Raw genomic sequence first — 12,331 nt, forward strand, 5'->3', positions numbered from 1 at the left:
CCGGATTTTTTCATCCCCGGGCCGTTTGTCTTTATTTCGCCGACGCCACTTCTTCCGTCGTGGCCGGTTCTTTCTTGCCGACGCCGCTTTCCGGCTGGCCGCCCGAATAGGTCGAGCCCGGGCGATTCTCGCCCGGCGCCGGCTTGCCCGGCAGCGGCTGCAAGGCTTTCGCCTTTTCCACGTCGATGCCAGCGATGTCGGCCACGCGACGTCCGTAATCCTCGTCGCAATGCCACAGGTGCCATACCATGCGCAGCTGGATCACTTCCGGACATTTCTTGAGGTCGTTGCCGACATTGTTGACGAGGTCGTCCCGTTCCCAATCCGCGAACGTGCGGTAGCGGTCGCCGGCCTGCTTGTAGTCGTCGGCGGTGCGGCTCGTCTGGTAGCGGCCCAGGTGGCCTTCGACGTGCTGGTGGTAATCCTTCTCGGGCTGCGGTGCCTCGCCCAGGCCGCCCAGCAGGCTCGGTTCGTAATTGATGTGCTTTTCTTCGCCGCCGCCGTCGACATGGAAAGTCATCTGGCCGTCGCGCTGGTTCGTGCGCGCGATCGCTTTTTCTTGCGGCGCATTGATCGGTAGTTGCAGGTAGTTGGGCCCGACGCGGTAGCGCTGCGTGTCCGAGTAGGACAGGGTGCGGCCCTGCAGCATCTTGTCGTCCGAAAAGTCGATACCGTCGACGAGCACGCCCGTGCCGAAGGCCGATTGCTCGGTTTCGGCAAAGACATTGTCCGGGTTCTTGTTGAGCACCATGCGACCCACGGGCAGCAGCGGGAAGCGGTCTTCCGGCCAGCGTTTCGTGTCGTCCAACGGGTCGAATTCCAGTTCCGGATGCTCGCCGTCGCTCATGATCTGCACGCAGAATTCCCACTCCGGAAACTCGCCGCGCGCGATCGCGTCGTACAGGTCGCGCGTGGCGTGGCTCGTGTCGTGCGCCTGGATCTCGGCGGCCTGCTGGCTCGTCAGGTTGCGCACGCCCTGTTTCGGCTGCCAGTGGAATTTGACGAGGTGGGCGATGCCCTGGTCGTTCACGAGCTTGTACGTGTTGACGCCCGAGCCTTCCATCTCGCGGTAGTTGGCGGGAATGCCCCACGGGCTCTTGACCCACGTAACCATGTGCAGCGCTTCCGGATGGCTGCAGATGAAATCGTAGAAGCGCCACGGCTCCTGCTGGTTCGTGACGGGGTCGGGCTTGAAGGCGTGGATCATGTCCGGGAACTTGATCGCATCGCGGATGAAGAAGACTTTCAGGTTATTGCCCACGAGGTCCCAATTGCCGTCGACCGTCTTGAGCTTGACGGCGAAGCCGCGCGGATCGCGTGCCGTCTCCGGCGATTCCTTGCCACCGATCACGGTCGAGAAGCGCACGAACACGGGCGTCTGCACGCCGGTCTCGTTGAGGACGCGGGCACGCGTGTACTTGCTGGCGGGTTCGTTGCCGATCTTGCCGTAGGCCTCGAAATAACCGTGCGCGCCCGTGCCGCGCGCATGCACCACGCGCTCGGGGATCCGTTCGCGGTCGAAGTGGGTGATCTTTTCGATGAACTGGTAATTCTCGAGGGTGGCCGGACCGCGTTCGCCGACGGAACGCATGGCCTGGTTGTCGCGGACGGGATGCCCCTGGCGCGTGGTCAGGGTGGGGCGCTGCTCGCTCATCGCATGGCTCCTTCAGGTTTGTTGGAAAACCATTATAGGAATTGACGAAAGCGAGCAGCGCCCGACACACCGGGGTCAGAGCCCGATTTTGGGCAATTGCCCAAATCGGGGCTCTGACCCCGGCTTACAGCGCCTGGAACACGCCCGCTGCGCGATTCTTCGTGACGTTATTCCAGGTGAACACTTTGCCGTTCATCGCGACATAGACGCCCGGCGGCAGCATCTGCGCGGCGGCGCAGGCGAAGCCGAAGTTGAACAGCGCATCCGAGTTGGCGATTTCGTACGGGATCATGGCACCGGTGAACACGATCGTCTTGTCCGACGTTGCCGCGCCCAGCACCTCGGCCGTTTCGCGCATCGTATCGGTACCGTGCACGATCACGATCTGCTTCTCGCTCGCGGCCTGGCACGCGGCCAGCACGTTCTGGCGATCGCTGTCCTGCATCTCCAGCGAATCGAGCAGTGACACGACCTGCAGTTCGACAGGAATGGTCATGCGGGAACGTGCAATGACCTCCGGTAAGTGGCTTTCGGCAAAGCCCAGAACGCCATTGAGTTCGTTATAGTGTTTGTCGAAAGTGCCGCCAGTGGCGATGATCCGCAAAGTCATGATGATTTGAAAACTCGGTAAAAAAAGGTGGGTAATGATAGCCGCAAACCGTAGTGTTTCCGTATGTGTCTGCGCTAGAATCGTCCGGATCGGATGAGTATCCTTTCTCCTTTTTGGGCCGAGCCCGCCTTCCAATGAAACCCGTCGCACCTGGAACCGTCATCTTCCATCGCCATCGCGGCTATGGTGTCATCACCCACGTCAACCTGCTGACAGGCTGGATTTCCGCACGCTTCGGCAACGAGTCGCGCACGCTCGACCTGAACCTGTCGACCGACGAGGTGCAGCACGCCGATGGCGAAGCGATCCTGTTCCGCCGCTCGCCGCCGGACCGCATGCCGCATGCGCGCCTGATGGCGATGGTGCGCGAGCTGCACATGGCCGGCTACGAAAAACTGTACCTGTATTCCTGGCCGAAGCCGTCGGGCCTGCATTGGCGCTGGCAATTGTTCACGGGTAAGCGCGACTGGATGCAGCGGCCGTGGCGCGAAGGCTGGTACGGCTCGGGCGCCGACTACAACAACAATCCCGTGATGGGCTGGGGTGATGCGCCCGGCGCCAGCACGGATGAGTTGATCCATGCACTGGCGAAGTTCGATCCCGAAGGTCTTGCGCGCGCGCTCGGGCGCGACGAGGATCACACCGCATGGTTCGCGAACGTGTGTGATGCGCTGCTGCCGGGCTATATGTATTCCTTCGATATGGCGCCGATGCAGCCGAATGCAAACGGCGGCCTCATCGAGATGCCGCCGGTGCCCATCGTTCCCGTGCGTGCCGGGTTGCCCGCGTATGCCGGGCCCGTGATCGAGTGGCCGCCCGGCTGGGCCGGTCTATGGACGCGCCGGCATGAGATGCCGATGCGCAAGCCCAACTTCACCGGCGAACCGGAGTTACGGTAGGGTGGGGTGTTTGATGCCAGAGTATCAAACACATGCCCACATCTTCACGATGTGTTGAAAGTCACTTCCTGAGCCTGGTTGCCTGGATCTCGTCCAGGCACTACATCATCCCATCCTCCTGGTAGCTGTCCTGCCTGCCATTGAATCCAAGGTCCGCTCTGCGGTGCCATTGGGTTCGTCATGTCTATTCGTTTGTTAAACCCAAACCCAATAAATTTACCGACATTAAAAGATTTATTGCTCCGTAGCAAATGTTAACTTTGCCGGCTCGGCTCAGAATCTCCACCAACTTGATGCAACCGCCGCTCGGGCGCCATCACGATTCAGTTGTCGATGATCGTGAAGGCCATCCATCAAGGCGACGCGACATTATAAAAAGATGGAGGAGACGACGATGCCACAAAAGCAACTTCACATTTTACGGAAAAAGCATGAGGAATAAACCAGCGTTTGCACATCCGGCACGGCGTCTGCCGGCCAAATCGACAACCTCGCTTGCCGTCGCAATCAGCGCGGCCATGGTCGCACTTGCGGCCTCCGCACCAGCACGGGCCGATTACACGGTGAACGGGACGACCACAAAGACGATTGCATACTGCGACGGCAACATTGCAATTTCGGGAAGCGGCGCCTATCCGGCCACAGCGACGGGCTGCGACAATATTGCGATCGGCGTTTCTGCGACCTCGAAAGCAGGTTCTCCGGCCGCTTATAGCAATGCCATCGCGATCGGGACCGTGGCTTCGGCGACTGGCGCCCAGGCCACGGCGGTAGGCAGCAGTTCTACCGCGATCGGAGACCACGCGGCGGCAATCGGCTCCAATTCCAACGCCACCGGCGCGCAGGCAACGGCAATCGGCGACGGCGCAGTCGCGAACGGTACGACGGCCTCCGCATTCGGCCAGGGCGCTTCCGCGGTCGACCAGTCGACGGCGGTCGGACAAGACGCCAAGGCCAATACCACGTTTTCGACGGCCATAGGCAAAGGCAGTGTGGCGGCGGGCGGTACGGCACTCGGCTTCCAGGCAAACGCGGGAGCGGGCGATGCGGTCGCGGTTGGTGTGGATAGCGTGGCTTCCGGAGCCGGGAGCGTTGCCATTGCCCGTTCGACGGCGTCGGCAACGAATGCAGTCGCCATCGGCGAAGGCGCGACTGCTGCGGATGCCAATTCCGTCGCGCTGGGTTCCAACGCGACCACGCGCGCAGCGACCACCGTCGGCAACGTGAAGGTGGGCGGGGTAACCTACAATGGCTTCGCGGGTGCCCCGGTGGGCGTGGCGAGTGTGGGCAGTGCCGGCGCGGAACGTCAGGTCGTCAACGTCGCGGCCGGCGACGTCAGTGCCACGAGCACGGACGCGGTCAACGGGTCGCAGCTGTACTCGGTCGCGAACCAGGTTTCGACGGTGACCAATCAGGTGGGTGCGGTCGCCAGCCAGGTCAATGCGGTGTCCAACAGGGTCGACACGGTCGCCGCCCAGGTCAACACCGTGTCCAACAAGGTCGACACGGTTGCGGCCCAGGTCAACACGGTTTCCGACAAGGTCAACACGGTATCCGACAAGGTGGACACGGTTGCGACCCAAGTGACTTCGGTTTCCGGCCAGGTGACGACGTTGAAGACGACCGTCGGCAAGATGGAAGCGAGCATGTCGGCCGGCACGGTCGCGGACCAGACGGGAACGGCAGTCGGCCGCAACTCTGCGGTGAGCGCGGTGAACGGCACCGCTACCGGCACGAACTCGAAAGTGACGGCCGCGAACGGTACCGCGATCGGCGCAAGCTCGAATGTTTCTGGCCAGAACTCGACCGCCATCGGCGCGAACAGCCAGGCCACGGCCAACAATGCCGTCGCGCTGGGAGCGAACTCGGTCGCCGATCGTGACAATACCGTGTCGATCGGCTCGGCCGGCGCCGAACGCCAACTGGCGAACGTCGCGGACGGTACGGCACCGACGGACGGCGTGAACGTGCGCCAATTGAACGGTGCGATCGGTTCGGTCCGTGACGAGATGTCGCAGTATCGCAAGGATGCCAACGCCGGTACGGCGAGCGCGATTGCAGTCGCCAGCCTGCCGCAAGCGGTATTGCCCGGCGAGCGCGTTGTCACGATGGGCGCCGGTACATATGGCGGTCAAGGCGCAGTCGCCGTCGGTATTTCCGCCGCGACGGACAAATGGCTCGTCAAGGGCTCGATGTCGAAACCCGTGTCGCGCCACGGCGCGTTCGGTGCGGGCGTAGGCGTCGGTTATCGCTGGTAACTCGTCCACTCCATTGCGAGTGGACTGATCTGCGCGAACCGCAATGCGAACGGTGCGTATCCGACGGCATGTAATTGCTTTTCATTAAAGTTTTGCTGACTGCTCTATAATGTTTACATTCTTTGCAAAGCTTGTGCCGTCGGTAACATTTGCCGCCTCACCGTTCGCAGTCCATGCCGTCCAGCCCGTACAGCCCGACGCTCAGCCATTCCGCTCAAGATATCGCTGGCGCCCACATCCTTGTCGTCGATGACCGCCCGAACGAGCTTCAATTACTGATCGAAATCCTGCGCGCATCGCGTTGCCGGATCAGCGTCGCGTTCGACGGGGCGCAGGCGTACAACCGTGCGCAACTGATTGCGCCCGACCTGATCCTGATGGATGTGCGCATGCCGCGCATGGACGGCTTTACGGCGTGCCGTCTGCTGGCCGCGAATTCCGCCACCCAGGCCATTCCGATTCTCATCCTGACCGCAGTCGATAGACTCGACGATCGCATTCACGGGCTCGAACTGGGCGCGATGGACTATATCGTTAAACCGTTCGAACCGGCCGAGGTGATCGCGCGAATCCGGAATCATCTGAAAAAAATCATCCGCACGCGTCTGGATGAGTACCTGCCCGACCTGCCCGACGGACCCGATGCGGCGCTGGTACGCGCGGCCGCCGCGGTGCTGGTGCGCGACTTGCGCAATGCGCCGACGGTCGAGGAACTCGCCAGGCTCGTCGGTACGCACGAAAAACGCCTGTCCCGGGCGTTCCGCGACAATCTCGGCCAGACTGCCGGCGAATATATCCGCGACACGCGCCTGAAGACGGCCCAGCGCTTCCTTCTCAATACGTCGATGACCATCGGCGATATTGCGGAAGAGATTGGCTTTTCGACTGCAGGGAATTTCGCCACTGCATTTCGTGAGCGCTTCGAGACGACGCCATCCGACTGGCGGCGCCAGCATGGCCGGACGGGGGACGTCTCTCCGTGTGCGGAACAACTGTCCGATGCATAGACTGTCGGATATGCCCGTGCTGGCCTGGCGTACCTTCCTTCTTTGCCTGCTGTTCACCTGCCTCTCCCTGTCCAACGCCCGGGCCGCCGGCGCGTCCGGCATGCCGGCGCTGCCGGAAGGCGTATCGGTTTTCGAAGATCCCACATCCGCGTTGACGGTCAGCCAGGTGGCCGCGCGGCTCGGTCATCCGCAAGACGGCTTCCTGCCCGCCACCAGGGAACGGCTCAATCCCGGATTTTCGCGGTCCGCATGGTGGCTGTACGTCACCGTGGCCAATCGCGACGACAGCAAGCATGCGCTCGTGCTGGCGCTGCAGGATCCGCGGGTCGACAGGGCGGATTTCTACATTGTTCAAAATGGTAAATGGACCGCCAGCTCCGTTTTTCCTCCCGCCAGCGCCGCCGCAAATGCGGCGCGCCCGCGTTATCCGTTGCTTGACCTGAGCCTCGCGCCGCACGACGAACTTTCCGTACTGGTTCGCATCTCGTCCCGCAAGCCGATACGCCTGCAGCCCGCGATCGTCACCTGGGCGGCCTGGCACGCCAACGAAGTGCGTGCAGCGTTGTGGGATGCCGCGCTTCTCGGCGGGTTCCTGGCGCTGACGTGGTGCGCATTGCTGATCGGGCTCTTTTCGCGCAGCGTCACCTTTCTGTTGCTGGCCATGGTGTCGCTCGGCACCGCCCTGTACGAGGCCGGCATCCGCGGATACCTGCGGACGTTCCTATTGCCGTCTGCGCCAGAGTGGGCGGCCCGCGGCGAAACCATGGCCGTCTATTTCGCGATCGCCTGCTTCATCCTGTTCGTCCTGAACATTTCGAACGGCGAGAAGATCCGCATACCCGTGCGCATTGCCTATCTGACGATATTCGCGTTCGAATGGGTTGGCATGGCCGGTGCGGCGTTTGGCGACCTGTATGTCTTTGTGCGGTTTTGTGCGGGGTTGAACGTCGCATTCGGTCTGTTGAATATTTGTCTTGCGCTTCTGCTTGCCAGACGCCGGACCCCGACCGGCCGCCTGATGCTTGTTACGGTGGTCTTCTCGTTTTTCAATTACGTGATACGAACCCTCGACGGGCACGATGCGCTGCCGTCGGCATTGCTTTGGCTGCACTCCGATATTTTCCCCAACCCTGTCATCGCGATCATCGGTCTTGCGACGAATCTTGTCGTGCTGGCGGCCTGGATCCATCACGTGGGCCGGCAACGCAATGAAGCGAAACAGCATCTGGAAGATCAACAGCGCACGGAACAGGCACGCCTGCGTGCGGAAGTCACCAAGCGCACGCTCGAACTCAATGAAGCCATGCATCAGGCGCAGGTCAATGTGCGGCAAAAGGTCGAGATTCTCGGCTATGTGAGCCACGACCTGCGCGCGCCCCTCTCCACGATCAATGGATACGCGAAACTCCTGCTCGAGACCGCGACCCAGCACCAGGCCAGGTTCATCCAGTTCATCGATCGCAGCGTCCATTATCAGCTCGCCCTGATCGATGAATTGCTCGAATTTACCAAAGCAGAACTGCAACCGCTCGATCTCGACCCGGAAGAAATCGATCTGCCCGCCTTCCTGGACGACATCAACAGTTTTGCCGTCGCGCTGTGCGCGCAGCAGAACAACCACTTCACCTGTCGCATGCTGACGGCGCTGCCGCGGACGGTGATCATCGACCGGACGCGTCTCCAGCAAGTGCTGCTGAACCTCCTGTCCAACGCATCGAAATTCACGCACGGCGGCCAGGTCACGCTGTCCGTCGACGCGCACGAGGAAGCCGGCGCCTGCCATATCGGTATCGAAGTCGCGGATACCGGCATCGGGTTCGACGTCGATGGAAAAACCGGACTTTTCCAGGCATTCCGGCAGGTGCACCCGACCGATGGCGGAACTGGACTGGGCCTGTTCATCGCCGACCGCATCATCCGATCCATGGGCGGCGCGCTGCGGGTATCGAGCCTGCCGGGCGCCGGGTCATCGTTCTCGTTCAGGGTCGCCGTGCGTCACCTTGGACCCATGCTCGTACCGCCCACGCACGTCGACCGAACGGCGGCGCCGGCGGCCGAAGCCACGGCGGTGGCGCTCCGTGTCCACGACAAGTCGTCTTGTCCGGAACCCGAAGCCCTCGACAAGCTGGCCGGATTTGCGCGCAACGGCCGTCTTACCGACATTGAACAATGGATCGAAACGTATGCGGCCCGTGCCGACCATGCGGACTTCCTCGAGGAGGTGCGACGTCGCATCGATGCGCTGGACTTCCGGGCCATCGAGGTGCTGGTCGAGGCATTGATATCGCCGCACGTCACGGTCGAGGACAGTGGCTCTTAACCATTCAGGATATTGGTCGGGTTCCCGTTTGCGAAGTTCACGACATTCTCGAACGCCGCCCGGAAATACAGTTCATAACTGTCGCGCTCGACATACCCGATGTGCGGCGTCGCCAGCACGGTCGGAATCTTCAAGATCGGCGCGTCGCCCGCCAGCGGTTCGCTGGTGAACACATCCAGTGCCGCATACCCCGGCCGTCCCTTGCGCAGCGCGGCCTCCAGCGCACCTTCTTCTACCAGTTCTGCACGGCTCGTGTTCACGAACAACGCGTCGCGCTTCATGCGCGCCAGGTCGTCGGCCTTGACGATGCCGCGCGTCGCATCGTTCAGCCGCAGGTGCACACTGACCACGTCGGCCTGCTCGAAGAACGCTTCACGCGTCGGCGCGGCCGTCAAACCGCCGGCGACCGCGGCGGCCCGGCTTTTCTCGCTGCCCCACACCATCACCTGCATGCCGAACGCCTGCGCATAGCCCGCGATCAGGTGTCCGATCTTGCCGTAGCCCCAGATCCCCAGCGTACGACCCTTCAGCACGCGGCCCAGGCCGTTGAGCTCGGGATTGATCGACGCCGTCTGCCACAACCCGTCCTTCAGGTTGTTGGCGTAGGGCACGATCTTGCGGCTGGCCGCCATGATCAGCGCCCACGTCAGTTCGGCCGGCGCGACCGGCGAGCCGACGCCTTCCGCGATCGCGACGCCGCGTTCGGTCGCGGCCGCCACGTCGATGTGTCCGGCGACCTTGCCCGTCTGCGACAGCAGCTTCAAATTGGGCAGCTTGGCCAGCAGCGCGCGCGGAAACGCGGTGCGTTCGCGGATCAGGACCAACGCGTCGAACGGTGCCAGGCGGATGGCCAGTTGGCCCAGGCCTCGGGTCGAACTGTTGAACACTTTGACCTCGTGGCCGTCCAACATGCGGAAGCATTCGAGGGTGCGGACGGCGTCTTGGTAATCGTCAAGGATCGCAATTTTCATGGATGTTAGCGGATGTTATCAGCAAGAAAGTAATGAAATGACAGAATTTGAACGTTAGGAAATAGCCTACTACATTACTCAACCAAAATTCCTACATTTTTGTTATTGAAGCATTTAAAACGCGTTTGTACGGGTGTAGAATCGACCAGAAATAAGAGCCAGAGATGTCAGACTGACATCATTTGCGGCCAGCAGCACACGTTCCAACCAGCCCGCCGGCCTCCGCGCACACGCGACCCCGGGCTGGCGACATGACCGCCGTAGCACCGAACCGTGAACCGCACGGCTTTCCAGGTGCGGGCCCACGAGGCCATCCTTGACGACGATCCTGCCGGGACAAGATTAACGGGATTCCGACCGCCGCGCGCATTGCAGGCCGCCGCCTCTGCCGCATCAAGGCCATCGGAATCGCCAGGGATTCTTAATTGGCATTGGAGGTATGTATGAACCAGCCCGTGATGGGCGGCGTCGCCGCACTGAACGTCCCAGCTTACATCAAGCACAATAAACTCATCAATTGGGTGGCCGAGATCGCGGCCCTCACGAAGCCCGACGCCATCTACTGGTGCGACGGCTCCGAAGAAGAGTACGACCGCCTGTGCGCACAGATGGTCGAAGCCGGCACGATGAAGCGCCTGAACCCGGAGAAGCGCCCGAACTCGTACCTGGCCTGCTCCGACCCGAGCGACGTCGCGCGTGTCGAAGACCGCACCTTCATCTGCTCGGCCACGAAGGAGCAGGCGGGTCCGACCAATAACTGGACCGACCCGAACGAGATGCGCCAGACCCTGAACGGCCTGTTCGACGGCTGCATGGCGGGCCGCACGATGTACGTCGTGCCGTTCTCGATGGGCCCGCTGGGCTCGCCGATCGCGCACATCGGCGTGGAACTGTCCGATTCGCCGTATGTCGCCGTCAACATGCGCATCATGACCCGCATGGGCAAGGCCGTGTACGACGTGCTGGGCAGCGACGGCGATTTCGTGCCGTGCGTGCACACCGTCGGCATGCCGCTGCAGGCGGGCCAGCAGGACGTGCGCTGGCCGTGCAACGCGACCAAGTACATCGTGCACTATCCGGAAACGCGCGAGATCTGGTCGTTCGGCTCGGGCTACGGCGGCAATGCGCTGCTGGGCAAGAAATGCTTCGCGCTGCGCATCGCCTCCAACATGGGTTACCAGGACGCGCAGCAGGGCGGTCCGGGCTGGCTGGCCGAGCACATGCTGATCCTGGGCGTGGAATCGCCGCAGGGCGACAAGAAATACGTCGCGGCCGCGTTCCCGTCGGCCTGCGGCAAGACGAACTTCGCGATGCTGATCCCGCCCGCCGGCTTCGAAGGCTGGAAGGTCACGACCATCGGTGACGACATCGCCTGGATCAAGCCGGGTGCCGACGGCAAGCTGTACGCCATCAACCCGGAAGCGGGCTATTTCGGCGTCGCCCCGGGCACGAACGAAAAGACCAATCCGAACTGCATGGCCTCGCTGCGCGAAAACGTCATCTTCACGAACGTGGCGCTGACCGACGACGGCGACGTGTGGTGGGAAGGCATGACCAAGGAAGCCCCGGCGCACCTGATCGACTGGCAGGGCAAGGACTGGACCCCGGCGTCCGGCACCAAGGCCGCGCACCCGAACGCGCGCTTCACGGTGGCCGCCACGCAGAACCCGGTGATCGACCCGGCATGGGACGATCCGGCCGGCGTGCCGATCTCGGCCTTCATCTTCGGCGGCCGCCGCTCGACGACGGTGCCGCTGGTGACGGAAGCCCGCAACTGGACGGAAGGCGTGTACATGGCCGCCACGATGGGTTCGGAGACGACGGCAGCCGCCGCCGGCCAGATGGGCATCGTCCGCCGCGACCCGTACGCCATGCTGCCGTTCATCGGCTACAACATGAGCGACTACTTCCAGCACTGGCTCAACCTGGGCCAGAAAGTCGCCGACAAGAACCCGCAAGCGCTGCCGAAGATCTTCTGCGTTAACTGGTTCCGCACCGATGACAACGGCAAGTTCGTATGGCCGGGCTACGGCGACAATATGCGCGTGCTGAAGTGGATCCTGGACCGCAGCCAGGGCCAGGCCGGCGGCGTCGAGCACATGTTCGGCACCACCCCGACCTACGGCGACCTGAACTGGACCGGCATCGAGTTCACGTCCGAACAGTTCACCATGATCACGTCGATCGACAAGGATGCATGGCGTGAAGAACTGAAGCTGCACAGCGAACTGTTCGACAAGCTGGCTTACCGCCTGCCGCAGGAACTGGTCGCGACCAAGCAGCAGCTGGAGAAGCGCCTGGCCGAGTAAGGCTGCCGCGGAGAAACACAGGCGAGGAGACGACGGCCGCACACACGACGATGCGGCCGCGACAAAATGGAAAAGGACAGGTCTGGTGGCCTGTCCTTTTTTCATTGGCTCATCGTGTCGTACTAGTCGGAAATATTGCAACTAACCGACTTTGACGCGGGCGCTCAGTGGAAGCGCGACTGGGACCAGGTGAAATACTGTTCCGAGTGCTGCCGCCGCGCATCGCCTCCGTAACCAAATAAACCCATCGCCTTACGCGAAATCATTTCGTTTTTGATTTTACTAAATCACGCATATCCACTA

9 protein-coding genes are annotated in these 12,331 nt (G+C 62.2%); 6 read left to right on the top strand and 3 right to left on the bottom strand.

Annotated features, from left to right (window positions below):
- Positions 1-31: 31 nt before the first annotated feature.
- Together ACEN9G_RS13945 and ACEN9G_RS13950 are read right to left on the bottom strand one after the other, a co-directional pair.
- The gene (locus tag ACEN9G_RS13945; RefSeq protein WP_413336834.1) at positions 32-1,654 is read right to left on the bottom strand and encodes a catalase; all 1,623 of its coding nucleotides are present in this window, start codon (positions 1,652-1,654) and stop codon (positions 32-34) included.
- Positions 1,655-1,778: 124 nt separating this feature from the next.
- On the bottom strand, positions 1,779-2,264 hold the full coding sequence (locus ACEN9G_RS13950; RefSeq protein ID WP_413336835.1) for an asparaginase domain-containing protein: 486 nt from the start codon (positions 2,262-2,264) through the stop codon (positions 1,779-1,781).
- A gap of 134 nt (positions 2,265-2,398) precedes the next feature.
- On the opposite strand from ACEN9G_RS13950, the gene ACEN9G_RS13955 reads away from it, so the two are divergent.
- The 4 genes from ACEN9G_RS13955 (at position 2,399) to ACEN9G_RS13970 (ending at position 8,748) form a co-directional block, all read left to right on the top strand.
- Positions 2,399-3,163, top strand: a complete 765-nt coding sequence (locus tag ACEN9G_RS13955) for an L-asparaginase (protein WP_413336836.1) — start codon at positions 2,399-2,401, stop codon at positions 3,161-3,163.
- 431 nt (positions 3,164-3,594) lie between these two features.
- Positions 3,595-5,421 carry a YadA family autotransporter adhesin gene (locus tag ACEN9G_RS13960; RefSeq protein WP_413336854.1) on the top strand — a complete coding sequence of 609 codons (1,827 nt, stop codon included), beginning with the start codon at positions 3,595-3,597 and terminating at the stop codon, positions 5,419-5,421.
- Between the two features lie 173 nt (positions 5,422-5,594).
- Positions 5,595-6,428, top strand: a complete 834-nt coding sequence (locus tag ACEN9G_RS13965; RefSeq protein WP_413336837.1) for a response regulator transcription factor — start codon at positions 5,595-5,597, stop codon at positions 6,426-6,428.
- A gap of 16 nt (positions 6,429-6,444) precedes the next feature.
- Positions 6,445-8,748: a sensor histidine kinase gene (locus ACEN9G_RS13970; protein ID WP_413336838.1), complete on the top strand. Its 2,304-nt coding sequence runs from the start codon at positions 6,445-6,447 to the stop codon at positions 8,746-8,748.
- Here the strand turns inward: ACEN9G_RS13970 and ACEN9G_RS13975 are convergent.
- Positions 8,745-9,719, bottom strand: a complete 975-nt coding sequence (locus tag ACEN9G_RS13975; RefSeq protein ID WP_413336839.1) for a D-2-hydroxyacid dehydrogenase family protein — start codon at positions 9,717-9,719, stop codon at positions 8,745-8,747. The genes ACEN9G_RS13970 and ACEN9G_RS13975 overlap by 4 nt on opposite strands.
- Before the next feature lie 443 nt (positions 9,720-10,162).
- On the opposite strand from ACEN9G_RS13975, the gene ACEN9G_RS13980 reads away from it, so the two are divergent.
- Both ACEN9G_RS13980 and ACEN9G_RS13985 read left to right on the top strand, forming a co-directional pair.
- Positions 10,163-12,028, top strand: a complete 1,866-nt coding sequence (locus tag ACEN9G_RS13980; RefSeq protein WP_413336840.1) for a phosphoenolpyruvate carboxykinase (GTP) — start codon at positions 10,163-10,165, stop codon at positions 12,026-12,028.
- A gap of 189 nt (positions 12,029-12,217) precedes the next feature.
- On the top strand, positions 12,218-12,262 hold the full coding sequence (locus tag ACEN9G_RS13985) for a hypothetical protein (protein WP_495605557.1): 45 nt from the start codon (positions 12,218-12,220) through the stop codon (positions 12,260-12,262).
- Positions 12,263-12,331 lie beyond the last annotated feature (69 nt).

This window comes from Massilia sp. Masssp94, assembly GCF_059491305.1.